This is a genomic window from Chromobacterium fluminis (genome assembly GCF_011602385.1).
Taxonomy (GTDB): Bacteria; Pseudomonadota; Gammaproteobacteria; order Burkholderiales; family Chromobacteriaceae; genus Chromobacterium; species Chromobacterium fluminis.
On record NZ_JAAOMA010000002.1, the window covers coordinates 118237 to 144628 of the forward strand.

At 62.3% G+C, this 26392-nt stretch carries 29 protein-coding genes; 18 read left to right on the top strand and 11 right to left on the bottom strand.

Annotated features, from left to right (window positions below):
- Positions 1 to 6 precede the first annotated feature (6 nt).
- From HA052_RS01985 to HA052_RS02000, 4 genes are all read left to right on the top strand, one after another.
- Positions 7 to 1263, top strand: a complete 1257-nt coding sequence (locus tag HA052_RS01985) for a D-amino acid dehydrogenase (RefSeq protein ID WP_166450580.1) — start codon at positions 7 to 9, stop codon at positions 1261 to 1263.
- Positions 1264 to 1378: 115 nt separating this feature from the next.
- Entirely contained in the window at positions 1379 to 2587 is a 1209-nt protein-coding gene (gene purT / locus HA052_RS01990) for a formate-dependent phosphoribosylglycinamide formyltransferase (protein WP_166450581.1), read from the top strand.
- Positions 2584 to 2976, top strand: coding sequence for a group II truncated hemoglobin (locus HA052_RS01995; RefSeq protein WP_254894454.1), 393 nt, complete (start codon positions 2584 to 2586; stop codon positions 2974 to 2976). Before purT ends, HA052_RS01995 begins: the two co-directional genes overlap by 4 nt.
- A gap of 74 nt (positions 2977 to 3050) precedes the next feature.
- Positions 3051 to 3341: a hypothetical protein gene (locus HA052_RS02000; RefSeq protein WP_166450582.1), complete on the top strand. Its 291-nt coding sequence runs from the start codon at positions 3051 to 3053 to the stop codon at positions 3339 to 3341.
- Positions 3342 to 3404: 63 nt separating this feature from the next.
- On the opposite strand, the gene HA052_RS02005 is transcribed toward HA052_RS02000, so the two are convergent.
- A complete protein-coding gene (locus HA052_RS02005) occupies positions 3405 to 3830 on the bottom strand; it encodes a PaaI family thioesterase (protein ID WP_081554369.1) in 426 nt (141 codons plus the stop codon).
- Between the two features lie 73 nt (positions 3831 to 3903).
- Positions 3904 to 4263, bottom strand: a complete 360-nt coding sequence (locus HA052_RS02010; protein ID WP_048415680.1) for a dihydroneopterin aldolase — start codon at positions 4261 to 4263, stop codon at positions 3904 to 3906.
- A gap of 73 nt (positions 4264 to 4336) precedes the next feature.
- On the opposite strand from HA052_RS02010, the gene plsY reads away from it, so the two are divergent.
- A complete protein-coding gene (gene plsY / locus HA052_RS02015) occupies positions 4337 to 4966 on the top strand; it encodes a glycerol-3-phosphate 1-O-acyltransferase PlsY (protein ID WP_081544283.1) in 630 nt (209 codons plus the stop codon).
- 63 nt (positions 4967 to 5029) lie between these two features.
- On the opposite strand, the gene HA052_RS02020 is transcribed toward plsY, so the two are convergent.
- Complete coding sequence (locus HA052_RS02020; RefSeq protein WP_244269578.1) at positions 5030 to 5989, bottom strand: histone deacetylase family protein; 960 nt, start codon at positions 5987 to 5989, stop codon at positions 5030 to 5032.
- A 73-nt stretch (positions 5990 to 6062) separates the two neighbouring features.
- On the opposite strand from HA052_RS02020, the gene HA052_RS02025 reads away from it, so the two are divergent.
- From HA052_RS02025 to HA052_RS02035, 3 genes are read left to right on the top strand one after another with little or no spacing between them, the layout of a single operon-like run.
- The gene (locus tag HA052_RS02025; RefSeq protein WP_166450583.1) at positions 6063 to 6959 is read left to right on the top strand and encodes an AAA family ATPase; all 897 of its coding nucleotides are present in this window, start codon (positions 6063 to 6065) and stop codon (positions 6957 to 6959) included.
- Positions 6943 to 7911: a DUF58 domain-containing protein gene (locus HA052_RS02030; RefSeq protein WP_166450584.1), complete on the top strand. Its 969-nt coding sequence runs from the start codon at positions 6943 to 6945 to the stop codon at positions 7909 to 7911. Before HA052_RS02025 ends, HA052_RS02030 begins: the two co-directional genes overlap by 17 nt.
- Entirely contained in the window at positions 7898 to 9835 is a 1938-nt protein-coding gene (locus HA052_RS02035) for a transglutaminase TgpA family protein (RefSeq protein ID WP_166450585.1), read from the top strand. The genes HA052_RS02030 and HA052_RS02035 overlap by 14 nt, the downstream gene beginning before the upstream one ends.
- Before the next feature lie 52 nt (positions 9836 to 9887).
- Here the strand turns inward: HA052_RS02035 and rpoS are convergent, their stop codons facing one another.
- The 5 genes from rpoS to nadA all read right to left on the bottom strand — a co-directional run bounded on the left by rpoS (position 9888) and on the right by nadA (position 14504).
- Positions 9888 to 10835 carry an RNA polymerase sigma factor RpoS gene (rpoS, locus tag HA052_RS02040; RefSeq protein WP_019102885.1) on the bottom strand — a complete coding sequence of 316 codons (948 nt, stop codon included), beginning with the start codon at positions 10833 to 10835 and terminating at the stop codon, positions 9888 to 9890.
- A gap of 49 nt (positions 10836 to 10884) precedes the next feature.
- Complete coding sequence (locus HA052_RS02045; protein ID WP_346774533.1) at positions 10885 to 12144, bottom strand: peptidoglycan DD-metalloendopeptidase family protein; 1260 nt, start codon at positions 12142 to 12144, stop codon at positions 10885 to 10887.
- Positions 12057 to 12728, bottom strand: coding sequence for a protein-L-isoaspartate(D-aspartate) O-methyltransferase (locus HA052_RS02050; RefSeq protein ID WP_019102883.1), 672 nt, complete (start codon positions 12726 to 12728; stop codon positions 12057 to 12059). The genes HA052_RS02045 and HA052_RS02050 overlap by 88 nt, the downstream gene beginning before the upstream one ends.
- Positions 12710 to 13456, bottom strand: a complete 747-nt coding sequence (surE, locus tag HA052_RS02055; RefSeq protein ID WP_166450586.1) for a 5'/3'-nucleotidase SurE — start codon at positions 13454 to 13456, stop codon at positions 12710 to 12712. The genes HA052_RS02050 and surE overlap by 19 nt, the downstream gene beginning before the upstream one ends.
- A 130-nt stretch (positions 13457 to 13586) precedes the next feature.
- Positions 13587 to 14504: a quinolinate synthase NadA gene (gene nadA / locus HA052_RS02060; protein WP_166450587.1), complete on the bottom strand. Its 918-nt coding sequence runs from the start codon at positions 14502 to 14504 to the stop codon at positions 13587 to 13589.
- A 188-nt stretch (positions 14505 to 14692) separates the two neighbouring features.
- On the opposite strand from nadA, the gene HA052_RS02065 reads away from it, so the two are divergent.
- The 8 genes from HA052_RS02065 to xerD all read left to right on the top strand — a co-directional run bounded on the left by HA052_RS02065 (position 14693) and on the right by xerD (position 22085).
- The gene (locus tag HA052_RS02065; protein WP_166450588.1) at positions 14693 to 15703 is read left to right on the top strand and encodes a cation diffusion facilitator family transporter; all 1011 of its coding nucleotides are present in this window, start codon (positions 14693 to 14695) and stop codon (positions 15701 to 15703) included.
- Complete coding sequence (locus tag HA052_RS02070) at positions 15700 to 18375, top strand: bifunctional acetate--CoA ligase family protein/GNAT family N-acetyltransferase (protein WP_081544291.1); 2676 nt, start codon at positions 15700 to 15702, stop codon at positions 18373 to 18375. Before HA052_RS02065 ends, HA052_RS02070 begins: the two co-directional genes overlap by 4 nt.
- A gap of 106 nt (positions 18376 to 18481) precedes the next feature.
- Positions 18482 to 18730 (top strand): 30S ribosomal protein S16, encoded by a 249-nt coding sequence (gene rpsP / locus HA052_RS02075; RefSeq protein ID WP_019102878.1) that lies wholly within the window; start codon positions 18482 to 18484, stop codon positions 18728 to 18730.
- A 35-nt stretch (positions 18731 to 18765) separates the two neighbouring features.
- Positions 18766 to 19272 carry a ribosome maturation factor RimM gene (rimM, locus tag HA052_RS02080; protein WP_166450589.1) on the top strand — a complete coding sequence of 169 codons (507 nt, stop codon included), beginning with the start codon at positions 18766 to 18768 and terminating at the stop codon, positions 19270 to 19272.
- Positions 19272 to 20039, top strand: coding sequence for a tRNA (guanosine(37)-N1)-methyltransferase TrmD (gene trmD / locus HA052_RS02085; protein WP_081544293.1), 768 nt, complete (start codon positions 19272 to 19274; stop codon positions 20037 to 20039). The genes rimM and trmD overlap by 1 nt, the downstream gene beginning before the upstream one ends.
- 3 nt (positions 20040 to 20042) lie before the next feature.
- The gene (gene rplS, locus HA052_RS02090) at positions 20043 to 20411 is read left to right on the top strand and encodes a 50S ribosomal protein L19 (RefSeq protein ID WP_019102875.1); all 369 of its coding nucleotides are present in this window, start codon (positions 20043 to 20045) and stop codon (positions 20409 to 20411) included.
- Between the two features lie 91 nt (positions 20412 to 20502).
- On the top strand, positions 20503 to 20970 hold the full coding sequence (locus HA052_RS02095) for a methylated-DNA--[protein]-cysteine S-methyltransferase (protein ID WP_166450590.1): 468 nt from the start codon (positions 20503 to 20505) through the stop codon (positions 20968 to 20970).
- Between the two features lie 206 nt (positions 20971 to 21176).
- A complete protein-coding gene (gene xerD / locus HA052_RS02100; protein WP_240937248.1) occupies positions 21177 to 22085 on the top strand; it encodes a site-specific tyrosine recombinase XerD in 909 nt (302 codons plus the stop codon).
- A gap of 53 nt (positions 22086 to 22138) precedes the next feature.
- Here xerD and clpA read toward each other — a convergent pair whose 3' ends face one another.
- Both clpA and clpS read right to left on the bottom strand, forming a co-directional pair.
- Positions 22139 to 24415, bottom strand: coding sequence for an ATP-dependent Clp protease ATP-binding subunit ClpA (gene clpA / locus HA052_RS02105; protein WP_081544296.1), 2277 nt, complete (start codon positions 24413 to 24415; stop codon positions 22139 to 22141).
- Complete coding sequence (clpS, locus tag HA052_RS02110; RefSeq protein WP_019101854.1) at positions 24415 to 24723, bottom strand: ATP-dependent Clp protease adapter ClpS; 309 nt, start codon at positions 24721 to 24723, stop codon at positions 24415 to 24417. The genes clpA and clpS overlap by 1 nt, the downstream gene beginning before the upstream one ends.
- A 230-nt stretch (positions 24724 to 24953) precedes the next feature.
- Here clpS and HA052_RS02115 point away from each other — a divergent pair, with 230 nt between their 5' ends.
- The gene (locus tag HA052_RS02115) at positions 24954 to 25157 is read left to right on the top strand and encodes a cold-shock protein (protein ID WP_019101271.1); all 204 of its coding nucleotides are present in this window, start codon (positions 24954 to 24956) and stop codon (positions 25155 to 25157) included.
- A gap of 85 nt (positions 25158 to 25242) precedes the next feature.
- On the opposite strand, the gene HA052_RS02120 is transcribed toward HA052_RS02115, so the two are convergent.
- Positions 25243 to 25470: a hypothetical protein gene (locus HA052_RS02120; RefSeq protein ID WP_166450591.1), complete on the bottom strand. Its 228-nt coding sequence runs from the start codon at positions 25468 to 25470 to the stop codon at positions 25243 to 25245.
- 55 nt (positions 25471 to 25525) lie between these two features.
- Between HA052_RS02120 and HA052_RS02125 the strand changes: the two genes are divergently transcribed.
- The gene (locus HA052_RS02125; RefSeq protein ID WP_166450592.1) at positions 25526 to 26236 is read left to right on the top strand and encodes a LysR substrate-binding domain-containing protein; all 711 of its coding nucleotides are present in this window, start codon (positions 25526 to 25528) and stop codon (positions 26234 to 26236) included.
- Positions 26237 to 26392 lie beyond the last annotated feature (156 nt).

The following is a 26392-nucleotide window of genomic DNA, read 5'->3' on the forward strand; positions in this document are numbered from 1 at the left end:
GAGTCGATGCGAGTAGTTGTTCTGGGCGCCGGCGTCATCGGCGTATCCACCGCCTGGTTTTTGGCGGAGAAGGGCCACCAGGTGGTGGTGGTGGACCGCGCCAGCGGCGCGGCGAGAGAAACCAGTTTCGCCAACGGCGGCCAGATTTCGGTCAGTCAGTCCGAGCCTTGGGCCAATCCGCGCGCGCCGTGGCGGGTATTGAGTTGGCTGTTGCGCGACGACGCGCCGCTGCTGTTCCGGCCGAGGCTGGATGCGCGGCAATGGCGCTGGGGCCTGGATTTCCTGCGCGAATGCCTGCCGGGGCGCAGCGAGCGCAATATGCGTCAGATGGTGGCGTTGGGCTTGTACAGTCGCGATACGTTGCGTGGTTTGCGCCGTGAGCTTGGCATCGATTACCAGCAATTGCAGCGGGGCATCCTGACCCTGCTGTTTTCCAATGCCGAACTGGCCCAGGCCCGGGCCGGCTGCTCGCAGCTGCAAAAACTGGGCGTGGAAAAAAGCCTGCTGACGCCGCTGCAGGCGCTGGAGCGGGAGCCGGCCTTGGCGCGCATTCTGCCCGAGTTGAGCGGCGCGTGCTGGAGCCCGGACGACGAGTCCGGCAATGTTCATCTGTTTACCGTCGCTCTAGCGCAGGCTTGCGCGCTGCGTGGCGTGGAATTCCGCTTTCAGACGCGGATCAATGCGCTGGAGCGCGCCGATGGAGAAGTGAGCGGAGTGTCCATTACCACCGCGGACGGGGCTTACGAGCGGATCGAGGCCGACGCTTATGTATTGGCGCTGGGTTCTTATTCGCCTTTGCTGGCGGCGCAGGCCGGCTTGCGCCTGCCGGTGTATCCGGCCAAGGGCTATTCCGCCACTCTGCCGATTTTGGATGCGGCCGCCGCGCCGTTGGCCAGCATTACCGACGAAGCCCACAAGGTGGTGGTGTCGCGGCTGGGCGACGAATTACGTATCGCCGGCACCGCAGAGCTGTCCGGCTATTCCACCCATCTGGAGCCGCGGCGTTGCGACTTGCTGCTGCAGCGCGGCCGCGCCTTGTTCGGCGACGCCTGCGACTGGGAGCGCGCGCGTTTCTGGAGCGGCCTGCGGCCGGCCACCCCGGGCAATGTGCCGCTGATCGGCCCCAGCCGCTTGCGGCGCTTGTATCTGAATACCGGCCACGGCACCTTGGGTTGGACCGAAGGCGCAGGTTCCGGTCGCGCGCTGGCCGAGATCATCAGCGGCGAAACGCCGGCGCTGGATTTTGCGTTTTGCCGTGCTTGAGCGATAGGCTCAACTGAAGCGAGTCGATGCTCGGCGCATGGTAAAATCGCGCCGATTCGGATTCCCATCGTCCGCCGTCGGCGGGCCAAGCCATTCATTTCCAGGAAAGATCGTCATGCGTATCGGAACGCCGCAAAGTCGCAGTGCCGTCAGGGTGATGTTGTTGGGCAGCGGGGAGCTGGGCAAGGAGGTGGTGATCGCCTTGCAGCGGCTGGGAGTGGAAACCGTCGCCGTGGATCGCTACGCCGGCGCGCCGGCGATGCAGGTGGCCCACGCCAGCCACGTGATCGATATGTCGGACGCCGCGGCCTTGCGCCGGCTGGTGGAGCAAGTGCGCCCGCATCTGATTGTGCCGGAGATCGAGGTCATCGCCACCGACGAGCTGTTGCGCATCGAGGCGGACGGTCTGGCCGAGGTGATACCCACCGCGCGCGCCGCCCATCTGACGATGAACCGCGAAGGGATACGGCGGCTGGCGGCGGAAGAGCTGGGCCTGCCCACCTCGCCGTACGCCTTCGCCTCCAGCTTGGAAGAACTGCAAGCCGCAATCGACGACGGCATCGGCTACCCCTGCCTGGTGAAGCCGGTGATGTCGTCCAGCGGCAAGGGCCAGTCGCTGTTGCGCGGGCCGGAGGACGTAGCCCAGGCTTGGCAATACGCCGCCAGCAGCGGCCGGGTGGACAAGGGCCGGGTGATCGTCGAGGGTTTCATCGATTTCGATTACGAGATTACCCAGCTGACCGTGCGCGCGGCGGACGGTGCGGGCGGCATCGCCACGCACTTCTGCGCGCCGGTCGGCCATTTGCAGCGCAGCGGCGATTACGTGGAGAGCTGGCAGCCCCAGCCCATGAGCGAACTGGCCTTGCTGCGCGCGCGCGAAGTGGCCAAGGCGGTGACCGACGCGCTGGGCGGCCGCGGCTTGTTCGGCGTGGAGCTGTTCATCAAGGGCGACCAGGTGTGGTTCTCCGAAGTGAGCCCGCGGCCGCATGATACCGGTTTGGTGACGCTGGCGACTCAGCGCTGGTCCGAATTCGAACTGCACGCGCGGGCCATTCTGGGCCTGCCGGTGGATACGGCGATGTTCAGCGCCGGCGCGTCGGCGGTGATATACGGTGGTTTGGACGAGGCCGGCATCGCTTTTGACGGCGTGGACGAGGCATTGCGAGTGCCGGGTGCGGACTTGCGTTTGTTCGGCAAGCCGGAAAGTTATTTGAAGCGCCGCATGGGCGTGGCGCTGGCTACGGCTGAGACGGTGGAACAGGCCCGCGAGCGGGCCAGAACGGCGGCCGCGTTGGTGCGACCGACGACGGGGAATAAAGCGTGAGCGATGAAGTGCGGGAAATGACGCCCTATCAATTATTGGGCGGCGAAGGCGTGGTGCGTTGGTTGACTGACCGTTTTTACGACATTATGGACAGCGATCCGGCGGTCAAGCCGCTGCGCGACATGCATCCGCAGGATCTGGCCGGTTCGCGCCAGAAGCTGTTCATGTTTCTGTCCGGCTGGCTGGGCGGCCCGTCCTTGTACATGGAAGCCTTCGGCCATCCGCGGCTGCGCATGCGCCATATGCCGTTTGCGGTGGACGAGGCGGCCCGCGATCAGTGGATGTCCTGCATGCGCCGCGCGGTGGATGAACTGGTGGCCGAGGATTGGCTGAAGCAAAAGCTGATCGAGGCCTTCCACAACACCGCCGACTTCATGCGCAATCAATAAAAAACTTGCGGCCGGCGCGCCAGTGTCCATGATGAGAGGAGGTTCTCGCATTTCATCTGGCGGAGATGGAGCGCATGGCGTGCAAGTTGTTGCTGTTGTGGCTGGGACTTTGGGCGGGTGCGGGCGCCGCGGCGGCGTGTCTGCCGCAAGCCTGGGCCTGCGCCTCTCCGTCCGACGGGGAGATCAAATCCGCGCTTCGGGACGCCGGCAAGGACATCACCATCGTCGGTCTGCGCTTTGAACGCGAAGCGGTCAGCAACCGTTTGTCGCTGTCCCCAGTGCTGGACCTGAACAAGCAAGCTCAGCTGTCCTTGCGTTTGACGCCCAAGCAGTTTGGCCTGCGTTTGAAAGTGAACACCGACTGAGCGCTGCTCCCCACTCCTTTTCGCCCCCTAGACCGCGAATACCCTCCAAGTCCCGGCATCGTTTCAGCTTCCGGACAGCGGCGGAATCGAGTAGGTGCCGGTGACATGGGCCACCGGTTCTTCCAGTTCGGCCGACAGCAGCAAAACTTCCCCCACTGCCAGCCGTTTGCCCAACTTCAGGATGCGGCCTTCCGCAATCACGTCCGCCGGCGGCGGTTTACGCAGGAAGTTGATGTTGAGGCTGGTGGTCACGGCCAGTTCCACCCTGCCTATCATCCCCAACACCACGGCGTACAGCGTGGCGTCGGCCAGCGCCATCAAGGCGGGGCCGGCGATGGTCCCGCCCGGCCGGATCAGGTCCGGGTTGAAGTGCATGCGCAACACCGCGCCGCCGTCGGCAATGGACTCGGTCCGAATGCCGAACAGGCGGACCAAGGGCAGTTCCTGGTCGATCAGGCTTTGGAATTCCGGGACGGATAGACGAGGCATAGGGCGCTCCGGCGCTGTGATCTAAACATCATCAAGCGCCGGAGCGCGGGCGTCAATGCCCGGCGGCTCGGCTTCAGCGCGGGCGGTGGCCGCGTTCGATCAAGACGCCGACGCGCTTGACGCCGGGCAGGATGCCCAGCTTGGTGACCGAGACCCTGGCCCAGGGCGCGCCGAAGTCTTCGCGGATCACCTTGGCGATGTATTCGGCCAACGCTTCCAGCAGCAGGAAATGCTGTTCGGACAGCGCCTTGCGCAGCCGTTCCACCACCACGCCGTAGTGTATGGTGTCGCCGATATTGTCGCTGTGACAGGGCGCTTCGCTGGGAATGCCGATTTCCAGGTCGATTTCAATGGTTTGCGGGGCTTTCCGCTCCCATTCGTAGACACCGATAATGGTGTCGGCGCGCACTTCGCGCAGGAATATGATGTCCATCAGTCTGTCTGGGAGTTGGGGTTTGCCGCCCGATACCGTAAAATCCGAAGCCTTCTATTCTAATGGATACACCATGACCACGACAGCTTTTGCCTTTGTTGTTGCGGCCTATCTGATCGGCTCGCTCTCGTTCGCGGTGATTGTCAGCAAGGCCATGGGCATGGCCGACCCGCGCAGTTACGGTTCCGGCAACCCTGGCGCCACCAATGTGCTGCGCAGCGGCAAGAAGCTGGCGGCGGCGCTGACCTTGCTCGGCGACGGGGTCAAGGGCTGGGTGGCGGTGGCGCTGACCGCCTGGTTCGGGCCGCAATACGGCCTGGGCGAGCAGGCGATCGCGATGTCGGCGCTGGCGGTGCTGATCGGCCACATGTGGCCGGTGTTCTTCGGTTTCAAGGGGGGCAAGGGCGTGGCCACCGCGGTGGGGGTGTTGCTGGGCTTTAGCCCGTGGCTGGCGCTGGCGGCGCTGGCTACCTGGTTGTTCGTCGCTTTCGTGCTGAAGATATCCTCGCTATCCGCCATCGTCGCCTGCGTGCTGACGCCGGTATACGCTTACTTCATCCTCGGGCCGCAAAGCGTTTACTTCGGCAGCTGCATCATCATCGCCATCCTGGTGGTGCATCGCCATAAGTCCAATCTGATCAAGCTTCTGACGGGGCAAGAGGACAAGATAGGCGACAAGGGCACGGACAAGGGCTCCTCCTGAGCTTTGTTCCGCCAATGGAAAGGCCGTCGCTTGCGACGGCCTTTTATTTTTGAGCGGTTCGAGTCAGCCGTCGGACAGTACCCGCAGATGGGCGGCCACGCTGCGGCCCAGCGCCGACAGGTCGTAGCCGCCTTCCAGCACCGATACCACGCGGCCGTCGGCGTAGAGATCGGCAATCTGCATCAGGTGACGGGTTACCCACTCGTAATCGGCCTCCACCAGCCCCAGCGAGCCCATATCGTCTTCGCGGTGAGCGTCGAAGCCGGCGGAGATGAACAAGATCTGCGGCCGGAAGTCGTGCAAGATCGGCAGCCACACCGTCTCCACCGCTTCGCGGAATTCGCGTCCGCCGCTGCCGGCTTTGAGCGGCACGTTGTGCATGTTCGGCCCCAGCGGTGCGTCGCCGCAATAGGGGTAGAACGGGTGCTGGAAGATGGACACCATCAGCACTCTGGGGTCGTCGCGCAGGATTTCCTCGGTGCCGTTGCCGTGATGGACGTCAAAGTCTATCACCGCCACTCGTTCGAATTGATAGTGGGCCAGCGCGTGGGTGACGCCGATCGCCAGATTGTTGAAGAAGCAGAAGCCCATCGCCTTGCCGCTTTCGGCGTGATGGCCGGGCGGGCGCACCGCGCAGAAGGCGTTGGGCGCTTTATCTTCGGCCACCAGTTCCACCGCTTTGACCACGGCGCCGGCGGCGCGTCGGGCGGCTTGCAGCGTGCCGGCGGACATCGCGGTGTCCGGGTCCACGCGAAAAGTGCCTATGCTGGGAGAGCAGGACTCCAGATATTCGAGATAGTGCGGAGGATGCACGCGCGCCAGTTGCTGTTCGGTGACTTCCGGCGCTTCGATCTCCTGCAGCCCGTCCAGTATCTGCGACGCCATGAGTTGATCGCGGATGGCGATCAGGCGCTCCGGGCATTCCGGGTGGCCCACGCCCATATTGTGCTGCAGACAGTCCGGGTGGGTGATGTAGGCGGTGAGCCCAGAGCGTTGCAAGCGATTTTTCAGCCAGGTCAACACGTGCGATTCCTTGTTGCGTACAATGGGCGCGGGATATGTGATATCGATAAATAGTGCGCGTAAGCGGGTGCAAATGCAATCTCTCTCCATTGCGTATCGTCAACTGAATCAGCTGATCCTGGGTAAGCCGCAGGCGATCCGCCTGGCCTTGACCTGCCTGATCGCTCGCGGGCATTTGCTGATCGAGGACGTTCCCGGCGTGGGCAAGACCACGCTGGCACACGGCTTGGCCGGGGTGTTGGGCCTGGAGTATCGCCGGGTGCAGTTCACCAGCGATCTGCTGCCCTCGGACATTTTGGGCGTCAATATCTACCAGCGAGATTCCGCCTCCTTCCATTTCCATCAGGGGCCGGTGTTTTCGCAGGTGCTGCTGGCCGATGAGATCAATCGCGCGTCGCCCAAGGTACAGTCCGCCTTGCTGGAGGCGATGGAAGAACGCCAGGTTTCGGTCGATGGCGCTACCTATCCCTTGCCCGAGCCCTTCTTCGTCATCGCCACCCAGAACCCGGCGGAACAAGCCGGCACCTTCCCTTTGCCGGAATCGCAACAGGACCGCTTCCTGATGCGCATTTCTTTGGGCTATCCGCCGCGCGAGGCCGAACTGGCCTTGCTGCAGGGCGAAGACCGCCGTCAGTTACTGGCTAAGCTGGTGCCGGCCCTGCGCCCCGGCGACTTGGTCGCGCTGCAGCGCCAGGCCGCAGAGCTGACCGTCAGTCCGGCCTTGGCCGGCTATGTGCTGGCCTTGGTCGAAGCCACGCGTCGGGACAGCCGCTTCGCCTCGGGGCTGAGTCCGCGCGCCGGTTTGGCGCTGGCGGCGGCGGCGCGCGCCTGGGCTTTGCTGGAAGGGCGCGATCATGTGTTGCCGGAGGACGTGAAAGCGGTTTTCCCCAGCGTGGCCGGCCATCGCCTGCTCGGCGGCAACGGCGGCGACGCCGCCAGCGGCCTGCTCGCCCATGTTCCCATTCCTTGATCCGCGTCGCCGTCTGCGGCAATGGATGTTGCGCCGCGCGATGCCGCAGCCGCATTGCCGGCTGGAGCAAAACCGCATCTATTTGCTGCCCACCCGTTTCGGCTTGACGCTGGGCCTGGTGGCGCTGGCGGTATGGATAGGCGCATTGAACTACGACGTCAGCCTGGCCTACGCCCTATCGTTTTGGGTGGCCGGCTTGCTGTTGGTGGCGGTGCTGCTGGCTTACCGGCAATTGGCCGGTCTGCAGCTGCGCGCGCTGGACGCGGAGCCGGTCTTCGCCGGCGACGCCGCGCGCTTCCGCGTGTTGCTGCGGCATGAGGACGGAGGCGAGCGTCAACTGAGCTTGGCGCTTGAGGACGGCGTGGAGACCCGGATTGAACGGCTGCCCGGCGGCGCGGAGTTCGAGGCGGGACTGAGTGTTTGTGGCAGCCGGCGCGGTTATATGGCTTTGCCGGCCTGTCAGATCTGGAGCGAGGCGCCGTTCGGCCTGGTGCGCGCCAGCGCTTGGGTCAGGCTGAGTGCCCAGGTGCTGCTGTTTCCCGCGCCCTTGCTGGACGGCCAGCGCGGCCGCAACCTGGGCGGTGGCGATCAGCCCTGTGATCAGCCGGGCGAGGAAGAGGACTTTTCTCATCTGGACGCGTATCGAGTCGGGGATTCGCCGCGCCGCATCGCCTGGAAAGTGCTGGCGCGCCGAGGCGCGCTGGTCAGCAAGCAATTTGCAGGGGAAGGACGCGCCGGCTTGCTGGCCTTGGACTGGCAGGATTACGGCCGAGGCGGCGACGTGGAGCTCAAGCTGTCGCGTTTGGCTTGGCGCGTCGAGCAGTGTGAGCGTCTGCGCCAACCTTATGTGCTGAAGCTGCCGACACGCAGCGTGGGCCCCCAGCCGCAACAGCGTTTATTAGCGCTGACGGCCCTGGCCTTGTATCTGGAGCTCGGCGATGAGCGTCCCTGATCGCGGCAGGGTGTGGCCGGTGTTGGCGGCGGTAGCCCTGAGCGCCGCGCCGCTATGGTTGCATCTGCCGTTCTGGCTGGTCGCCTTGGCCTTTGCCTTGTTGCTGGGCAAGGCGGTCTTGGTCTGGCGGCGCAGAGCGCCTCCGGCGTTCTGGTGGCTGTTGCCGCCCTTGCTCTTGGCCGCCTGGCTGTCCTGGCGCACGCTCGGCACTTTGGTGGGGCGCGAGGGCGGCGTCGGCATTTTGCTGCTGCTGCTGGGCTTCAAGGCGCAGGAGTGCGCTCAACTTCGGGATTGGCGGGTGTTGATCGCCCTGGGGGTGTTTCTGGCCGCCATGCCTTTGCTGTTTGACCAGTCGCCGTTGGCGGCGGCCTGGCTGGCTCTGAGCCTGTTGGCGCTGACCGGAGCGATGGCGGCGCTGGAGGGTGCGCCGTGGCGAGGCAGTCTGCGCTCGGCCGCGTCGGCCCTAGGCCTGGCGCTGCCCTTGATGCTGGTCTTGTTCGTGGTCATGCCGCGGCTGTCCGGCCCGCTGTGGAGCATGCCCAGCGAACCGGGCAGACAGGCGGTCAGCGGCCTGGGCGATAGTTTGGCGCCGGGCAGCGTCAGTCAGCTGATTCTGAGCCGGGAGCCGGCGTTTTCCGTCGTGTTTCCGCTGCGGCCGCCGCCGCGGGCGCAGATGTACTGGCGGGTCTTGTTGCTGGATCGCTTCGACGGCAGCCGCTGGAGCGGCGGTGAGGCGAGAGGCGCGGCGGCGGAGGGCGTCAGCGGCGGAGAGGCGGTGGAGTACGCGATCACGCTGGAGCCGGACAAGGGGCGCTTGCCGGCGCTGGATGTGCCGCAGCCGGGCGAGGGCGCGTCAAGTTTGCGATACGGCATGGTGTTGCGCGGAGACGGCAAGGACAGAAGGATGCAGCGCTTTTACGCCGTCAGCCGCTTAGGCGCGCGCTACCAGGCGGTTTTGTCCGACGCCGAGCGCGCGTTTTACCTGCGCTTGCCGCCCGGCAATTCCCGAGCGCGCGCTTGGGCGAGAGAGTTGGCGGCGAGCGGGGAGGGCGCTTTCGTGCAGGCGGCCTTGCAGGCGTTTCGAAGCCAGGGCTTTCGCTACACGCTGAATCCGCCCTTGTTGGACCAGCAAGACGAGATCGATCAATTCCTGTTTTCCAGCCGGCAAGGGTTTTGCGAGCATTACGCGTCGGCATTGGCGTTTCTGGCGCGCGCCGCCGGCATGCCGGCGCGGATTGTCGTCGGTTATCAGGGCGGCGAATACAACCCGGTGGGGCGTTTCTGGCAAGTGAAATCGTCTGACGCGCACGCTTGGGTCGAGATTTGGCTGGCGGAGAGGCGGCAATGGCTGCGCGTCGATCCCACTGGCGCGGTGGCGCCGCTGCGTCTGGCGGACGGCGCGGAACAAAGCGTGCCGGCGTTGAGGGAGCGCGGGATGGCGGGTTTGCCGCCTGCCTGGTTGCGCAATCTGCGTCAAAACTGGCAGGCTGCGGGCTTCGCCTGGCAGCAATGGGTGGTGGGCTACGACGCCGCTCGGCAGCGTAATGTGTTTCAAAGCTTGGGGCTGGGAGAGGGCGTGAGCGCGAGCAGCGTATTGCAGGCTTTGTTTGTTGGTGTCTTGCTGGCGAGTTTGCCGCTGGCTTGGTGGTGGCGACGGGGCCGCGGACGGGAAGAGCCGATGGCGCGGGGCTGGCGGCTGTTGTTGGAGCAACTGCGTCGGCGGCGGATAGAGGCCAGTTCTTGCGATGGCCCTTTGGAGCTGTTGCGTCGGGCCAAGCCCGGTTTGGCGGATGCGGAGTACCGACAGTTGAAGGCGCTGGTGCATGATTATGTGGCCTTGCGCTACCGCTCGCGCGCCGCAGAGGCCGCTCGGCAGCGGGACTGGCTGCGCCGCTGCCGCCGTTTTCGTCTGGCGCGCAAATAACGAAGCCCCCGGGAAGCCGGGGGCTGCTGGCGGCGACGGAAGCTGTCGCGCGCTACAACAGAAAGTCCTTGGAGATGCCCTTGCGGCGCAGGATGCGGCGCAGTTGTTCCAGGCCTTCAATCTGGATCTGGCGCACGCGTTCGCGGGTTAGACTCAGTGCGGCGGCCAACTCCTCCAGCGTGCAGATTTCGTAGCCGTTGAGGCCGTAACGGCGCTCGATCACCAGTTTTTGCTTCTCGTTCAGCTGGCCCAGCCATTCATGGACGAAGTGCTCCAACTGGCTGTTGTGCAACTGGATTTCTGGCTCGTCATGCTGCTCGTCTGGGATGGATTCACCGATCGACAGCATTGGGTCGATGTCCAGCGGCGCGTCCAGCGAGGCCATGCGCTCGTTGAGGTTCATCACCTTGCGCACATCGTCCACCGGCTTGCCCACCAGATGGGCGATTTCATCCAGCGTCGGCTCGCGGCCAATCTGGCTTTCCAGGTGGCGCGAAGCGCGCAGATAAACGTTGAGCTCCTTGATCACGTGCACCGGCAAGCGGATGGTGCGAGATTGATTCATGATGGCGCGCTCTATGCTCTGGCGTATCCACCAGGTGGCATAGGTGGAGAAGCGGAAGCCGCGCTCCGGATCGAACTTTTCCAGCGCGTGCATCAGACCGATATTGCCTTCCTCGATCAGATCCAACAGCGCCAGGCCGCGGTTGATGTAATGCTTGGCGATGTTCACCACCAGCCGCAGATTGTGTTCGATCATCTTTTGCCGCGCTTCGAACTCGCCGGCCACCACGCGGCGGGCCAGAGCCAGTTCTTCCTGCGGCGTCAACAGAGCGTTGTTGCCGATATCGTTGAGGTAGATTTGGGTGACGTCGGCAACTTCTTCGTATACCGGCTGCGCTTCGCCGACTTCCTCTGCCTCCACTTCGGCAACGGCTTCCTCATTGCTTTCCTCGTCGAGAATTTCTTGCTCTTCGAGAATGTCGAGTTCGCTACTCATGTTCTACCCCCGTCTCTTTCTGATCCTGGACGGGGGCCCCGGCCGCCCGTCAGGACTTATGGTCAAGGTACTGCATCGGATCCACCGGTTTGCCGAGGCGGCGGATTTCAAAGTGCAGTTTCACTTGGTCGGCGTCGGAATTGCCCATTTCGGCAATCTTCTGCCCTCGCTTGACAGACTGGCCCTCCTTTACGAGCAACTGGCTATTGTGGGCGTAGGCCGACAGGAAGGATTTATTGTGCTTGATGATGATCAGCTTGCCGTAGCCTCGAAGGCCGGTGCCGCTGTACACCACTTTGCCGTCTCCCGCCGCCAACACCGGCTGGCCGCTGCGGCCGCTGATGTCTATGCCCTTGCTGCTATCGGAATATCCCCGAATCATCTTGCCTTCCGTCGGCCACAGCCACGGCACCGCGTCTTCGTCCGCTTTCGCCGCGGGCTTGCTGGCCTCTGGCTTGCTGGACGGCGTCGCCGCCGGGGCTTCGACCTTGGCCGGAGCGCTTGCCGCCGCCGGCGCGCCGGCGGAGCTGATCGGGGCTTGAGCGTTCTTGTTGTTGCCCGGTCCTCCCTCGCTCTGGGCGGACAGGGTTTTTGCTGCTTCTGCGCTGTAAGGCAGTTTCAGGGCTTTGGGGTAGGCCTTGACACCGCCAGCTTGGACAGTTGCGCTTTCCATCGGAGCGCTTGACTGGGCCGGAGCGGCAGCCGTCGTCGGCTGGCCGGCGCTGGCCGCCGGGGAGGCGTCTCCGCCGGGCGGGGTCAAGCGCAGCAATTGTCCTACTTTGATATTGTTGTCCGGCAGGTTGTTCCAGGCCGCGACATCCTTGTATTTCAGGCCGTTGTTCAGAGAGATGCGGAACAGGTTTTCCCCCGGCTGAACCACATGGGTCTTTTCTCTTGTTGTTGCGCCCGCCGCCGAGGCAGTGCCTATCGGCGCGGCGGCCACTCCTCCGTTATCCTGGTACGGTATTGTCACCGCCGCACTATTGCCGGCTGTCGCGACGGGCGCCGAAGGCGGTGCGTTGCGAGCGGCGGCAGGCGTTGCGCTTTCCACGGGGGCAGGCTGCTGGACGATGCTGCTGCATCCGCTCAGAGCGATGCCGATCGAGGCCGTGAATATATATGCATAGCTGCAATGCATTTTTAGCATACTTTTGTTTTTTATAGTCTGTTTAAGTGATTTGATAAATTGTCGGACAAAGAAACTGTTGTGTTTTTGCAGTTTTAACTGCGTCCGGCAAGCAAGGGTACGAATTTCACCGGGTCCAGCCGGCTTTTTTGCAGGCCTTGCGCGGTTTTCTCTATCAGCCACAAGTACTGTTCCTCTTCGCCTATCGGCATGATCATGCGGCCGCCGTCGTTGAGTTGTTCGACCAGGGCCTGGGGAATGTTGCGCGCGGCGGCGGTCATGATGATGCCGTCGAAGGGCGCAGCCTCGGCCAGGCCGAAGTGGCCGTCGCCGTGAACCAGGCGGGCGTGCACCAGCTTGGCGGCGCGCAAATTGCGTCTGGCTTTGTCAAGAATGACGCCCAAGCGTTCAATGGAGTAGACCTCGGCGCCGGTCTTCAGCAGCACCGCGGTCTGGTAGCCGCAGCCGGTGCCGATCTCCAGAACCTTGCCCGGTTTCTTGCCATTCAACAGGATTTCCGTCATCCGCGCCACGGTGAAGGGCTGAGATATGGTCTGGCCGTGGCCTATGGGCAGCGACACGTCGTCATAGGCGCGGGTGGCCAGCGCCTGGTCTACAAACAGGTGACGCGGCACGTCCGACATCGCGGTCAGCACGCGTTCGTCGGCCACGCCGTTTTGGCGCAATCGCTCGACCATGCGGCGTCGGGTGCGGTCGGAAAGCATGCCGTAGGCCGGCTGGCCCGGCGTCAGCTGTGGTGTAGCCATGTTTTGATTCCGTCTAGTTGGCCATAGGCGGTTAAATCCAGCATCAGCGGCGTCACTGAAATATCGTTGTTGGCCAGCGCGCCGAAGTCCGTGCCCGCGCCGGCGTCCTGCACATTGCCGACCGGTCCTACCCAGTATATCGTCTCGCCGCGCGGATTCTGAGACTTGATCACCGGCTGCGCGCAGTGACGGCGGCCCAGGCGGGTGACGGTCAATTGACCCAGCGCTTCGGGGGCGATGTCGGGCACATTGACGTTGAGCAGCACCGGCTCGCGGAAGGGGTTGCGCTTGCAGCGTTCCACCAGTTGATCGACGACCAGACCGGCGCTGGCGAAGTGCTGGCCGCTATAACCGGCCAGCGACACCGCGATGGAGGGAATGCCCAGCATGAAGCCTTCGGTGGCGGCGGCCACGGTGCCGGAGTACAAGGTGTCGTCGCCCATATTGGGGCCGTGGTTGATGCCGCTGAACACCATGTCCGGTTTAAAGTCCAGCATGCCGGTCACGGCGAGGTGCACGCAGTCGGTGGGGGTGCCGTTGACGTAGTGAAAGCCGTTGGCGGCCTTGCGCACGGTCAAGGGGCGATCCAGGGTCAGGGAGTTGCTGGCGCCGCTGCGGTCCCGCTCCGGCGCGACAATGACGACCTCGCCGTGGCGGGACAGGGTTTGCGCCAGCATGGCCAGTCCCGGAGCGAAATAACCGTCGTCGTTGCTGATGAGAAACTTCATGCTGTCTTTCTATTGTTCTTGCCGGCAAAGGTGGCCCGGCTGATTGTATCGCTCCAACGATGACGCGGAAAAGTCCGGCGTGGAAGACCGACAAACAAAACCCGCCGGTGGGCGGGTTGGGGATGGCGGCTCAGGCGTAATAACGCTGGCTGAATTCCAACATGCGCTCGATCGGCAGCCGCGCCGCGTCCATTTGTTCCCGGCTGAGGTAGTCGATGCGCAAGCCCACGCCCTGTTGTGCGCGCTTGACCGCTTCGATGGTGTTCATCTTCATGTACGGACAGGAGTTGCATTGGCAGCCGGCGTAGATCGGCGCCTGGCGCAGGTCCAGATCCGGGCGGGCCAGACCCATGTTGTAGAGGATGCCGTCTTCGGTGGCGACGAAGATCACCGCGTCCGGGCTGCCGGAGAACTGCTTGACCCAATTGAGCATGCCGGAGGTGGAGCCTACGTAGTCGGCCTTCTTGAGCACCGGCAGCGGGCTTTCCGGGTGGGCGATCAGGTATTTTTCCGAGCCGGCGACCGCGAAGGCCTCGTCCAGAGCCGCTTCGTTGAATTTGTCGTGCACTTCGCACACCGCAGACCACAGCGGCATGTCATAGCCGTACTGGTAGTTGAGGTAGCCGCCCATATTGCGGTCCGGCGAGAAGATTACTTTTTTGCCTTCGGCGTACAGGTGGGCAATGATGTCGTCGACATTGCGGCTGGTGACGATCCAGTCGGACAACGCTTTGTGCTCGGCGCTGGAGTTGATGTAGGACACGTGTACGTGGTCCGGATGCTGCTTGCGCCATTTGGCCAAGGCGGCCACGTCGGTCTGAGTCACCAGAGAACAGGTGGAGCCCGCGTCGGGCAGAATCACTTCCGCCTGGGGGTTGAGGATTTTCGCGGTTTCCGCCATGAAGCGCACGCCGGCAAAAACGATGATGTCGGCATTGGCTTCCTTGGCGTACAAAGAAAGCTCCAGGCTGTCGCCAACCTTGTCGGCCATTTTCTGGATTTCAGGCTGGGTATAGTAATGAGCAAGCGTGACGACGCGTTTCGTCATGATGGATCGACTCCCGCCGCCATCCGGCCTCTGATGGAATCAGGAGCGTGGGCGACTTTGTGCGGTGCAGTAAAGAGCTATTGCTAAACAGTAAAGATTAACAATATTGTAGTGTCCGCGCCAGTCCATTCTTGTTAGGCGCTTGCGGTGGAGCGGAACGAGATGGATTCGGCTTGCCGGAGGTCAATATGACGTCAAGGTTCAGTCTGCATGATGATGGCTCGGCGGGCGGCGAGCACGACGACGAGCACGATTACAATCATCCGCATCGTCATCCCCATGGCGGGGTGACGGGCGCGGCGGCGCGCGCCGCCAGCATGCGCGCTTTGCGTTGGGTGGCGCTGCTGACGATAGGGTTTGCCTGCGTGGAGGCGGTGGGCGGCTGGGCGACGGGATCGCTGGCCTTGTTGTCCGACGCCGGCCACATGCTGACCGACTCCATCTCGCTGCTGCTGGCCTTGTGGGTTGCGCATATAGGCCGCCGTCCGGCGGACGAATCGCATTCTTTCGGCCACGGCCGGGCGGAGGTGATCGGCGCGTTTCTGAACAGCTTGTTCATGTTCGGCGTCATCGTCTTCATTGCGGTGGAGGCGGTGCGGCGTTTGCTGGAGCCGCATGCGGTCAACGGTCTGGGAGTAATGGGCATCGCGGTGGCGGGCTTGATGGTGAATGTGCTGGCCGCGTGGATCCTGAGCCGCGGAGCGCACAGCCTGAACAGCAAGGCGGCGCTGCTGCACGTAATGGGAGATTTGCTGGGCTCTCTGGCCGCGATCGCGGCCGGGGCCATTGTGTTTTGGACAGGCTGGACGCCGGCGGACCCGATCTTGTCCATGCTGGTGGCCTGCCTGATCCTGTCGTCGACTTGGCGGCTGTTGCGCAAGTCCTTGGCGGTGTTGATGGAAGAGGTGCCGGCGGAGCTGGATTTCAACCGCATCGGCCGCGCTTTGGGCGGCATCGCTGGGGTGAGGTCGGTGCATGATCTGCACATTTGGACCATGGCTGCCGACCGCGTGGCTTTGTCGGCGCATTTGCAGGTGAGCGCGCCACAGGATTGGCCGCGCATCCTGGTTGCCTGTCAACGCATGCTGTCGCGCGAGTTCGGCATCGATCATGTGACTTTGCAAGCGGAGTGGCCATTGCCGCCGCCGGCGGGGAAAACCGTGCCGGTTACCATTATTTCCGAGGATAAGCATCAATGAGGCCGCATTACCTGACACCGTTGTTTTCGCCTCGCAGCGTCGCCGTGATCGGCGCCAGCGACACGCCGGGCTCGATCGGGCAGGCGGTGTTCGCCAATCTGCTGGCGGGCAACTTCCAGGGCAAGTTGTTTCCGGTCAACCTCAACCACAAGGTGGTGGCCGGGGTGCCCGCGGTGGCTTCGGTGCGCCAGATCAGCGAGTCCGTGGACCTGGCGGTAGTGGTGACCGCCACTCGCACTTTGCCGGCGATCATGAAGGATTGCGGCAAGAAGGGCATCAAGGCGGTGCTGCTGGCCAAGGAGTTCGCGGACAGCGAGCAGCTGGAACGGGAGATCATCAACGAGACGCTGTCGATTAGCCGCCATTTCGGCATCCGCATCCTGGGGCCCAACGTACTAGGCTTAATGCGACCGGTGGCCGGCTTCAACGCCAGCAATTACACCAGCAAGGTGAGGCCGGGCAATTTGGCGTTGGTGTCGCAGTCGTCGGCGCTGTGCACGGCGATGCTGGATTGGGCGGACAGCAAGGGGATTGGTTTTTCCAGCGTGATTTCGGTGGGCAACGCCTTGGACGTCGGCTTCGGCGAAATTCTGGATTACCTGGTGGCGGACAACTTTACTCAAGGCATTCTGTTGCATGTCCACCACATCCACGATGCGCGCCGTTTCATGTCGGCTTTGCGCGCCGCGGCGCGGACCAAGCCGGTGGTGGTGATTAAGTCCGGCCGTTACGAAGACGCGGTGACCGGGGTTACGCACTCAAGCAATCTGGTGGAAAGCGGCGATGTGTTCGACGCCGCTCTGGCGCGCGCCGGCGTGCTGCGCGTGGACACCATTGCCCAGTTGTTCACCGCCGCCAAGGTGCTTGCCGCCAACTACCGGGTGGGCGGCAAGCGGCTGGCCATCGTCACCAACGGCATCGGCCCCGGCGTGCTGGCCGCGGACAGCGCCTATTCCAACCGGGTGGAGCTGGCCAAGCTTTCCGACGCCACCATGGAATTGCTCAACGGCGTCTTGCCGCGCAATTGGTCGCGAGGCAATCCACTGGACATCATCGGCGATGCCAGTCCGTCGCGTTTTCGCACCGCGGTGAAGGCCTGTCTGGACGATCCCAATGTGGATGGCGTGATGGTGGTGTTCACTCCGCAGGCCGGGACCGATCACCTGACTACCGCGCAGCTGATGATCGGCTTGCAGCGCGAATCTAGCAAACCGTTGTTTTTGTCCTGGTTGGGCGACGCCAAGGTGTCGGAAAGCCGCGAGCTGTTTTCCAAGGCCAAATGCGCGCACTTTCGCGCGCCGGAGTACGGCATCGAAGTATTCCGCAATCTGGCGGCTTATCAGCGCAACCAGCAGTTGCTGTTGCAGACGCCGGGGCCGCTGGAAGGCAAGCGCGCGGACCCTGATGTGGCAAAGGCGCGCAAGGTCATTGCCGCCGCGGTGAAGGACGGGCGGGATATCTTGTCCGAACGGGAGTCCAAGGAAGTGCTGGCCGCTTTCCAGATTCCGGTCAATCCCACCCGGCTGGCGCGTACCGCCAACGAGGCGGTCAAGCAGGCCGACAAGATTGGTTACCCTGTGGTGCTGAAGATCGATTCGCCGGACATTATTTATAAGTCCGATGTTGGCGGCGTGGAGCTGAACATCAGCAACGAGGCGACGCTGCGCGAGGCGTTCGACGCCATCATCAGCCGCACGCGGCAGGCAAGGCCGGAGGCGCGCATCGACGGGGTATCGGTGCAGCCGATGCGCAAGCGCCGCTTCGCCCGCGAAGTGATGGTGGGTGTTACCCACGACGAGGCTTTCGGTCCGGTGATCACTTTCGGCGCCGGGGGCATCGCGGTGGAAGTGATGCACGACCGCGCGTTGTCGCTGCCGCCGCTCAACGGTTATTTAGTGGCCAACATGATCCGCCATACCCGCATAGGCCAATTGCTGGGGGCGTTCAAGAATCTGCCGGCGGTGGATCAGGACGAGTTGGAGGATGTGCTGCTGCATGTGTCGGAAATGGTGTGCGAACTGCCGGAACTGCGCGAGATGGACATCAATCCGTTGGTGGCCGACGAGCAGGGGGTGATCGCGCTGGACGCCCGCATCATCGTGCGGCCGCGACGGCCGGATTTGAAGCGCTACGGCCATATGGCGATCATGCCTTATCCCAGCCACATGGTGGTGTGCGCCAAACTGAACGACGGCACCAACGTAATGGTGCGGCCGGTGCGGCCGGAAGATGCGGATATGCAACAGGAGTTCGTGCGCAATCTGTCCGAGGAAAGCCGTTACAACCGCTACCTGTCCAGCATCAAGCAATTGTCGCAAAGCATGTTGGTGCGCTTCACCCAGCTGGATTACGACCGCGAAATGGCGTTGGCGATGACGCGGGAGCATAAGGACGGCGAGGAAATGCTGGCGGTGGCGCGCTTCATCACCGATCCGGACAACGAAGGCTGCGAGTTCGCATTGGAAGTGGCCGACCGTTGGCAGGGCAAGGGCATAGGCTATCTATTGATGAGCGCCTTGTTCGACGCGGCGCGAGAGCAGGGCCTGAAAGTGATGCGCGGCGAGGTGTTGGCCGGCAACAAGGGCATGTTGAAACTAATGCACAAGCTGGGTTTTTCCGTGGAGCCGCACCCGGAAGACCGGGCCCTGACCATGGTGTCCAAGAGCTTGTAACGGCGGGCTTGACAGCCGTCTTGCATTAAGCGCTTGCAAGATAAGGGAAAACTGCCCTAAAATCGTGGGCTTTTCTCATACCGTTTTTATTCAAGGACAATCGACAATGGTAGTGATTCGTCTGGCACGTGGCGGCGCCAAGAACCGTCCGTTCTACAACATCGTGGTGACCGATTCCCGTAACCGTCGTGACGGTCGCTTCATCGAGCGCGTTGGCTTCTACAACCCGGTTGCCAACGAGAAGCAAGAGCGCGTCCGTTTCACCATGGACCGCCTGAACCACTGGGTAGGCGTTGGCGCTCAAGTTTCCGACGCCGTTGCCAAGCTGCTGAAAGAGCAGAAGGCCGCTGCCTAAGCGTTCGTTGACACATCAACTGACGGACTAGGCGCATGCGCAGCGAAGATCTCGTAGTGATGGGGTTTGTGCGTGGCGCCTTTGGTGTCAAGGGCTGGCTAAAAGTCCAGGCCGACACCGAATACGCTGACGGTCTGTTCGACTACCCGGTATGGTGGCTGGGCAAGGAGAACGACTGGAAGCCGTACACATTTGAAAACGGCGCTCTCCAGCCCAAGGCGCTTGCCGCCAAGCTGGAAGGCGTGGAAGACCGAGACGCGGCCGAAGTCTTGCGCGGCATGCAGATCGCTGTGCCGCGCGCAGAGTTGCCGGCTGCTGAAGAAGGCGAATACTACTGGGCTGATCTGATCGGCCTGGAAGTCGTCAATCAGCAAGGCGAAGTGCTGGGCAAAGTCAGTGAATTGATGGAAACCGGCGCCCACGATCTGTTGGTAGTGCAGGGTGCGGACGCTCAGCGCATGATTCCCTTCGTGGATCAGTATGTGCTGGAAGTCCAGCTTGCCGAAGGCAAGATCCAGGTGGACTGGGGTCTGGACTACTGATGCAGATCGACGCGGTAACGCTGTTTCCGGAGATGTTCGATTCCATCGCCCGCTTTGGCGTTAGCCAGCGGGCGCTTGATTTGGGCATTTGGGGTTTTCAGGCTTGGAATCCTCGTGATTTCACGCACGACAACTACCGCCGGGTTGACGACCGGCCTTATGGCGGCGGCCCCGGCATGGTGATGCAGATTGAGCCATTGGCGCAGTCGATCGCTGCAGCCAGGGTGAGGCAGGCGCAAGCCGGAGCCGAGCGCAGCCATGTGATTTATCTTTCACCGCAAGGCCGTCCGCTGACGCATGAGAAGGCGGCGGAGCTGTCGCAACGAGCGGGCTTGATCCTGCTGTGCGGCCGCTACGAGGGCGTGGATGAAAGATTGATCCAGCGCGAGGTCGACGAGGAGATTTCCATCGGCGACTACGTTTTGTCCGGCGGCGAGCTGCCGGCCATGGTGTTGATGGATGCGGTGGTGCGTTTGCTGCCAGGCGTCCTGAACGACGCGCAGTCGGCTTACGAAGATTCATTTGTGGACGGGCTTCTTGATTGTCCGCACTATACCCGACCCGAAGACTATCAGGGCATGCGGGTGCCGGATGTGTTGTTGTCCGGTAATCATGCGCTGATCGCTAAATGGCGGCTGAAACAGGCGCTGGGCAGGACGATGCAACGTCGCCCGGATTTGCTGCAAGGCCGTATTTTGACAAAACAGGAATCTCGGCTGCTGGCGGAGTACCAGCAGGAACAAGATCTCCAGAAAAACCAGGAGTAAATCATGGATCTGATCCAGAAACTCGAGCAAGAAGAAATCGCCCGCCTGGGCAAAACCCTGCCGGAATTCGCCCCGGGCGACACCATCGTCGTTCAGGTGAAGGTTAAGGAAGGCAACCGCGAACGTCTGCAGGCTTACGAAGGCGTGGTTATCGCCAAGAAAAACGCTGGCCTGAACAGCGCTTTCACCGTGCGCAAGATGTCCGCCGGCGAAGGCGTAGAGCGTACTTTCCAAACCTACTCTCCGCTGGTGGCTTCCGTTGAAGTGAAGCGCCGCGGCGATGTGCGTCGCGCCAAGCTGTACTACCTGCGCGGCCGTACCGGCAAATCCGCACGCATCAAGGAAAAACTGCCGGCTCGCAAGCAAGGCTAAGCCCTGTCGAGTCAGGCTTAGGCTTGATGATGGTTCAAAGCGCAAGGCGATGCCTTGCGCTTTTTTATTATCGGGGCGTCGGAGGCGGAAAATGGAATACAGCGCGGTAATCGACGCGCCGTTCGGGCAGATGGGCATCTTGTGTCTCGACGGCGTGCTGGTGAATTTGGAGTTCCTGGCCGAGCGGCAAGCTCTCAGGCCGCCGACGCCGCGCAGCCTGGAGCAAGAGGTGGCGGAGCAGCTGCGCGCTTATTTCGTCGATCCGCGCTTCGGCTTCAGCCTGCCCTATCGTTTGCGGGGTAGCGAGCACCAGCTGCGCGTTTGGGGCGAGATAGAGCGGATTCCTTGCGGGCAGATGACGCGCTACCAGGATATCGCCATGGCGCTGGGTTCGTCGGCGCGAGCGGTGGGTAATGCCTGCGGGCGCAATCCGGTGCCCATCATCGTGCCTTGCCACCGTGTGGTGGCGCGCAACAGTCTGGGCGGCTTCAATCGCTCATTGGGCCGGGAAACCGTCGACATCAAGCAGTGGCTGTTGGCCCATGAATTTGGGTGTTGATCGGCGGTGAGGTGGGCGCAAGACGGATGTTTTGCGCTTTTTGGCGCGTCGCCCTGAATGTTTTCCGCTAGGCCCGGCTCGCGCTTGATGAAGAGACAGAGCTTGCGAGGGAATGTTTTTGCCGGTGAGGCGGACAAAGAGTGAAGATTATTCAGGATAGGTGTTCCGCGCGGGCGGCTTGACGCGCACTTCAGCGGACGACAAAAATGGATGCAAGCAGCGAAGAGATGAAGGCGGCCGAAGACGCCATCGATGCGTTTTTGGACCAATTATGGTTGAGTGATGGTTTGTCCAAGAACACCCTGGCCGCGTATCGACGCGATCTGGGCAAGCTGGCCGCGCGCCTGGGAGGTCGAGGCGCACGTTTGACGGAGGCCGGGCCGGAGCAGCTGGAGCAGGCGTTATTGCTGGGGGTGGATCGCGAGAAACCTGCGACTCGGGCGCGGATGGTGTCGGCGATGAAGCGCTTTTATCAATACCTGACGCAGGCGGGTTTGCGCGACGACGATCCTTGCGCACGTCTGCGCGGGCCCAAACAAGGGCCGCGGTTGCCCAAGTCCCTGTCCGAGCGACATGTGGAAGCCTTGCTGGAGGCGCCCGATGTGGGCACGCCCTTGGGTCTGCGCGACCGGGCAATGCTGGAGCTGCTCTACGCCAGCGGCTTACGCGTGTCGGAGCTGGTGGGGCTGACGCTGCAGCAGGTGAACTTGCTGGACGGTTTGGTCAAGACCATGGGCAAGGGCAATAAGGAAAGACTGGTGCCTTTGGGCGAACTGGCTCAGGAGTGGCTGCAGCGCTATTTGGTCGAGGCGAGGCCGCTCTTGTTGGCGGGAGCGGTCTGCGACACGGTGTTCGTGACCCAGCGCAAGGCGGGCATGACGAGGCAGATGGCCTGGCATCTGATTTCGCAGTACGCCAAGCGGCAAGGTTTGCCGGCGGTGAGCCCGCATGTGTTGCGACATGCTTTCGCCACTCATCTGGTCAACCACGGCGCGGATTTGCGCGTGGTGCAGCTCTTGCTGGGGCATTCGGATATCTCCACCACGCAGATTTATACCCATGTGGCGCGGGAACGCTTGAAACAGCTGCACGCCAAGCATCATCCACGCGGTTGAGAAGAAAAGAAAAACGCCCGCGCTAGCGGGCGTTTTGTGTTGCGGAAGCAAGATCAAGCGGGTTCGGGCGTCAGGGCCTGGTGGTCGAATTGCAGCTCCACCTTGTCGTCCACCACGGTGACAGTAACTTCGCCGCCGGTGACCAGACGGCCGAACAGCAGCTCGTCTGCCAGCGCCTTGCGCAGCGTGTCCTGAATCAGACGCGCCATCGGGCGGGCGCCCATCAGCGGATCGAAACCGTTCTTCGCCAGGTAGCTGCGCAGTTCGTCGGTGAAGTGGATGTCCACCCGCTTCTCGGCCAACTGCTGTTCCAACTGCATCAGGAACTTGTCCACCACTTGCAGGATGATCTGCTCGTCCAGCGTCTTGAACGGGATGATGGCGTCCAGGCGGTTGCGGAATTCCGGACTGAACTGCTTCTTGATGTCTCCCATCTCGTCGCCGGTCGCCTTGGTCTGGGTGAAGCCCAGAGTGGGCTTGGACAAAGACTCGGCGCCTGCGTTGGTGGTCATGATGATCACCACGTTGCGGAAGTCCGCCTTGCGGCCGTTGTTGTCGGTCAGCGTGCCGTGATCCATCACTTGCAGCAGCACGTTGTAGATGTCCGGATGCGCTTTTTCGATCTCATCCAGCAACACCACCGCGTACGGATGCTTATTGACCGCCTCCGTCAGCTGGCCGCCCTGTTCGAATCCGACATAGCCCGGAGGGGCGCCGATCAGCCGCGACACCGCGTGGCGCTCCATATATTCGGACATGTCGAAGCGGATCAACTCCACGCCCAGGATATAGGCCAGCTGGCGCGCCACCTCGGTCTTGCCTACGCCGGTGGGGCCGGAGAACAGGAAGGAGCCGATCGGCTTTTGCGGATTGCCCAGACCGGAACGCGTCATCTTGATGGCGCTGGCTAGTCCCTCGATGGCTTTCTCCTGGCCGAACACCACGTTTTTCAGGTCGCGCTCCAGGTTCTTCAGCACGTTCTTGTCGTCGGACGACACGGTCTTGGGCGGAATGCGCGCGATCTTGGCGACGATGTCCTCGATCTCGGTTTTGTTGATGACCTTTTTCTGCTTGGATTTGGGCAGAATCTTCTGCGCGGCGCCGGCCTCGTCTATCACGTCGATGGCTTTGTCCGGCAGATGTCGATCGTTGATGAAGCGCGCGGACAGCTCCGCCGCGGTGGACAGCGCCGATTGCGTGTACTTGACGCCGTGGTGGGCCTCGAAGCGCGATTTCAGCCCCTTGAGGATTTCCACGGTCTGCTCCACCGTCGGTTCGTTGACGTCGATCTTCTGGAAACGGCGCGACAGCGCGTTGTCCTTCTCGAAGATACTGCGGTATTCGTTGTAGGTGGTCGCCCCGATACAGCGCAGGCTGCCGTTGGAGAGCGCAGGCTTGAGCAGGTTGGACGCATCTAGCGTGCCGCCCGAGGCCGCGCCGGCGCCGATCAGAGTGTGAATCTCGTCGATGAACAGAATCGCGTTGCTGTCCTCGGTCAGTTGCTTGATCACCGCCTTCAGCCGCTGTTCAAAATCGCCGCGGTATTTGGTGCCGGCCAGCAGCGCGCCCATGTCCAGCGCGTAGACGTTGGACTTGGCCAGAATCTCCGGCACTTCGCCGTTGACGATTCGGCGCGCCAGACCTTCAGCGATGGCGGTTTTGCCAACGCCGGCTTCGCCCACTAGCAGCGGATTGTTCTTGCGGCGGCGGCACAGGATCTGAACAGTGCGCTCCAACTCGGATTCGCGGCCGATCAGCGGGTCTATCTTGCCTTCGCGCGCCTGCTGGTTGAGGTTCTGCGTGTAATTTTCCAAGGCTCCGCCCGGACCGGTGGCCTGTTCCTCGCTTTCCGCTTCGCCGCTGCTGTCGCGAGGCTCTTGCGGTTGCTGTTGGGAGCGTTGCTTGGTAATTCCGTGAGAAATGAAATTCACCACGTCCAGCCGCGAAATGCCTTGCTGGTGCAGATAGTACACCGCGTGGGAGTCCTTCTCGCCAAAGATGGCCACCAGGATGTTAGCCCCGGTCACCTCTTTTTTGCCGGAAGACTGCACGTGCAGGATCGCGCGCTGAATCACGCGCTGGAAACCGAGTGTGGGTTGAGTTTCCACCTCCGCCTCTCCAGGCACGGTGGGGGTGTGCTCATCGATAAAATCGCCCAGCTGTTTTTTCAGCTGGTCGATATTGGCTCCACATGCGCGCAGTACTTCGGCAGCCGACGGGTTGTCGGTCATCGCGAGTAACAGATGCTCCACGCTGATGAACTCGTGGCGCTTGCGCCTTGCGTCCATGAACGCCATGTGCAGGCTTACTTCAAGCTCCTGGGCAATCATCAGTTTTCCTCCATAACGCACTGGAGCGGATGCTGGTGCGCTTTCGCATATTGCAACACCTGCTCGACCTTTGTTGCAGCCACGTCTTTGGTATAAACGCCACACACGCCGTGACCTTGCGTGTGGACTTGCAGCATGATGTGAGTGGCCTTTTCGCGGTTCATGTAGAAGAACTGCTGGAGAACCTGGATCACAAAATCCATCGGGGTAAAATCATCGTTCAATAACAAGACCTTATACATCGGGGGTGGGTTTTCCCTAACCCGGGACGCCTCTTGTATGGCATCGTCCTTGAACTGCGTAGACATGTCGGCTTTCGTGGAATCTGCGTCTTACTTCAATTTGGGTTCCCCGAGAGTTTTTTTCAAGGGGACTGGCACTTTTCCTCTACGACTTGACGATGAGCGGCGGGTTGCGTAGAAATGCAGCTGGTGCTTGGCTTAACTGTTTGGCATTTTTTGCCCTAGGCAAGCCAGACAACTCTTATTAAGCTCTAAGTTGGTCGGCTTCACCAGCCTTTTTTTGCAAGGAAGTAAGAATGGCATTAGGTACCGTTAAGTGGTTCAATGACGCTAAAGGCTTTGGCTTCATTACTCCGGATGAAGGCGGCGAGGATTTGTTCGCTCACTTCTCGGCCATCAACATGCAAGGCTTCAAAACCCTGAAAGAAGGGCAGCGTGTAAGCTTTGAAGTGGTGTCCGGTCCGAAGGGCAAGCAAGCGTCCAATATTCAGAACGCGTAACACCGGTTTTACTGTCTGTCTGCCGCAAGGCAAACAGCCCAGCTGATTGATGAAAAGCCCGCCTTCCGGCGGGCTTTTGTTGTTGTCAGGCCGCTTGTTTGGCCGCTCTCGGCGCGGCTGCGCCAAATTGGCGCGTCAGCGCAATGAAGGTGAGCGCGCCCGCGGCGGCCAGCAGCAGCCAGGGCAGGCCGGCTTGATGCTGGCGTTGAGCAAAGTCGTACAGCCAGCCGCCGGCGCCACCACCCAGGGCCAGTCCCAGCCTGCTGGCGCCCATATAGCTGGTCCTGGCTTCCGGACGGGTCAGGCTGGCCACCAGGGCTTCCCGCGCGGGCTCGGCGATGAGGGTGCCGAGAAAGAACGCCGTCAGGATGACGAAGGCGGCCAGCGGTTGCCGCCGCCGCGGCCAAGAACGCGGCAGCGCCGCCCAGGCAGACCCAGCGGAAGTCGAATTGCAGCAGCCAGGAGCCGAACAAGGCGCTGCCCAGGCTGGAGAGCAAAAGCTGCCACGGGGAGTCCGCGAGGGCCATGAGGCGGAACCCACAGTTTTTACCATCGGCGAAGCAGGCGGCGTCGGCTCAGGAGCAGGGCAGGGAAATTCTGCAGGGCACGCTGGCCAGACCCTGTCTGCGGTTCTCGTGTCTTCCGTCGCTTACCTCTGCGGTTTTGGTCTTTTGCTGCTGGATCTGGCCGAAGCGCCGCTGGAAATCCGCTGTAACACCGACCATTCGCCACAAATCATGCAGAACCTGTTGTCCGGTTTGGTACAGATGGGTTTTGTGTTGCGTTGCCCGGCGATGGCGGGCATTCAGATGGAAACATTGTGGCGTTCTCCCATCGTGGCTGTGGCGGCGGCTGGACATCCCCTGGCTGAGCGGGAACAGCCGCGGTATCTGGAGGAGGCGGCGGCTTACCGGATTGCGCCCCAGTACTGGGGCGTGGAGTGCGATGAATTGATACGCCGGCTGCGGCTGGCCCGCACTGTGGCCCAGCCCATCCATGCGGTTCAACCGGCGTCGGCGGCCAGGGAACTGGCCTTGCGCCACGGCTTTCTTTGCTTCATGCCGGAGTTGTCAATTTAGTCTGATCTGGCCGACAGTGTTTTGCGATGGCTGAAAATTGCCGATCTGCCGGCTTGGCAGTGGGAAATGACCATGGCCTGGCGCGCCGGCAAGCGCCGGGACGAAGGGAAGGAGTGGGTGTTGGACGCCGCCCGGGCCTTGGCCGGGCGGTGGGCG

What these genes read in the sequence shown, in the direction of transcription:
- HA052_RS01985 (WP_166450580.1), top strand. Translation starts at nt 7, where the DNA reads ATGCGAGTAGTTGTTCTGGGCGCCGGCGTCATCGGCGTATCCACCGCC.
- purT (WP_166450581.1), top strand. Translation starts at nt 1,379, where the DNA reads ATGCGTATCGGAACGCCGCAAAGTCGCAGTGCCGTCAGGGTGATGTTG.
- HA052_RS02000 (WP_166450582.1), top strand. Translation starts at nt 3,051, where the DNA reads ATGGCGTGCAAGTTGTTGCTGTTGTGGCTGGGACTTTGGGCGGGTGCG.
- HA052_RS02005 (WP_081554369.1), bottom strand. Translation starts at nt 3,830, where the DNA reads ATGCCTCGTCTATCCGTCCCGGAATTCCAAAGCCTGATCGACCAGGAA.
- HA052_RS02010 (WP_048415680.1), bottom strand. Translation starts at nt 4,263, where the DNA reads ATGGACATCATATTCCTGCGCGAAGTGCGCGCCGACACCATTATCGGT.
- plsY (WP_081544283.1), top strand. Translation starts at nt 4,337, where the DNA reads ATGACCACGACAGCTTTTGCCTTTGTTGTTGCGGCCTATCTGATCGGC.
- HA052_RS02025 (WP_166450583.1), top strand. Translation starts at nt 6,063, where the DNA reads ATGCAATCTCTCTCCATTGCGTATCGTCAACTGAATCAGCTGATCCTG.
- HA052_RS02030 (WP_166450584.1), top strand. Translation starts at nt 6,943, where the DNA reads ATGTTCCCATTCCTTGATCCGCGTCGCCGTCTGCGGCAATGGATGTTG.
- HA052_RS02035 (WP_166450585.1), top strand. Translation starts at nt 7,898, where the DNA reads ATGAGCGTCCCTGATCGCGGCAGGGTGTGGCCGGTGTTGGCGGCGGTA.
- rpoS (WP_019102885.1), bottom strand. Translation starts at nt 10,835, where the DNA reads ATGAGTAGCGAACTCGACATTCTCGAAGAGCAAGAAATTCTCGACGAG.
- HA052_RS02050 (WP_019102883.1), bottom strand. Translation starts at nt 12,728, where the DNA reads ATGGCTACACCACAGCTGACGCCGGGCCAGCCGGCCTACGGCATGCTT.
- surE (WP_166450586.1), bottom strand. Translation starts at nt 13,456, where the DNA reads ATGAAGTTTCTCATCAGCAACGACGACGGTTATTTCGCTCCGGGACTG.
- nadA (WP_166450587.1), bottom strand. Translation starts at nt 14,504, where the DNA reads ATGACGAAACGCGTCGTCACGCTTGCTCATTACTATACCCAGCCTGAA.
- HA052_RS02065 (WP_166450588.1), top strand. Translation starts at nt 14,693, where the DNA reads ATGACGTCAAGGTTCAGTCTGCATGATGATGGCTCGGCGGGCGGCGAG.
- HA052_RS02070 (WP_081544291.1), top strand. Translation starts at nt 15,700, where the DNA reads ATGAGGCCGCATTACCTGACACCGTTGTTTTCGCCTCGCAGCGTCGCC.
- rpsP (WP_019102878.1), top strand. Translation starts at nt 18,482, where the DNA reads ATGGTAGTGATTCGTCTGGCACGTGGCGGCGCCAAGAACCGTCCGTTC.
- rimM (WP_166450589.1), top strand. Translation starts at nt 18,766, where the DNA reads ATGCGCAGCGAAGATCTCGTAGTGATGGGGTTTGTGCGTGGCGCCTTT.
- trmD (WP_081544293.1), top strand. Translation starts at nt 19,272, where the DNA reads ATGCAGATCGACGCGGTAACGCTGTTTCCGGAGATGTTCGATTCCATC.
- rplS (WP_019102875.1), top strand. Translation starts at nt 20,043, where the DNA reads ATGGATCTGATCCAGAAACTCGAGCAAGAAGAAATCGCCCGCCTGGGC.
- HA052_RS02095 (WP_166450590.1), top strand. Translation starts at nt 20,503, where the DNA reads ATGGAATACAGCGCGGTAATCGACGCGCCGTTCGGGCAGATGGGCATC.
- xerD (WP_240937248.1), top strand. Translation starts at nt 21,177, where the DNA reads ATGGATGCAAGCAGCGAAGAGATGAAGGCGGCCGAAGACGCCATCGAT.
- clpA (WP_081544296.1), bottom strand. Translation starts at nt 24,415, where the DNA reads ATGATTGCCCAGGAGCTTGAAGTAAGCCTGCACATGGCGTTCATGGAC.
- clpS (WP_019101854.1), bottom strand. Translation starts at nt 24,723, where the DNA reads ATGTCTACGCAGTTCAAGGACGATGCCATACAAGAGGCGTCCCGGGTT.
- HA052_RS02115 (WP_019101271.1), top strand. Translation starts at nt 24,954, where the DNA reads ATGGCATTAGGTACCGTTAAGTGGTTCAATGACGCTAAAGGCTTTGGC.
- HA052_RS02125 (WP_166450592.1), top strand. Translation starts at nt 25,526, where the DNA reads ATGACGAAGGCGGCCAGCGGTTGCCGCCGCCGCGGCCAAGAACGCGGC.